Source organism: Arsukibacterium sp. MJ3 (assembly GCF_000987765.1).
Taxonomy (GTDB): domain Bacteria; phylum Pseudomonadota; class Gammaproteobacteria; order Enterobacterales; family Alteromonadaceae; genus Alishewanella.
On sequence record NZ_LAHP01000116.1, the window covers coordinates 1 to 617 of the forward strand.

General features: G+C 48.0%; 1 pseudogene. It reads left to right on the forward strand.

Annotated elements, in window-relative coordinates:
- A pseudogene (locus tag VT06_RS17055) lies at positions 1–617 on the forward strand (acetyl-CoA C-acyltransferase); the annotation flags it as partial.

Consider the following 617-nt stretch of genomic DNA (forward strand, 5'->3'; position numbering starts at 1 on the left):
TAGCTCATGAAGCATGGGAGGCGGGCAAACTTGCTGATGAAGTAATGGTGGCGCACTGCGCACCTTATAAAGAATATTTTCAGCGCGATAATAATATTCGTGGCAACTCTGATTTGGCTGGCTATGCAAAGTTACGCCCAGCATTCGACAAAAAACACGGTACGGTTACTGCGGCGAACTCAACTCCCCTTACCGATGGTGCCTCAGCGATACTGATGATGACCGAAAGCCGCGCTAAGGAGCTCGGTTATACCCCGCTTGGTTATATTCGCAGTTATGCGTTTTCGGCGATTGATGTGTATGAAGATATGTTGATGGGGCCCTCCTATGCGACGCCGATAGCGCTTGATAGAGCGGGAATGACCCTCAATGATCTCGACCTAATTGATATGCATGAAGCATTTGCCGCGCAAACTTTGGCGAATATGAAAATGTTTGCATCGAAGAAATTTGCCGCAGAAAAACTGAATCGTAGCAGTGCAATTGGTGAAATAGACGAAGCGAAGTTTAACGTAATGGGCAGTTCAATTGCCTACGGACACCCATTTGCAGCAACTGGTACAAGAATGCTAACGCAGGTGCTATATGAGCTTCATCGCCGTGGCGGTGGTACCGCA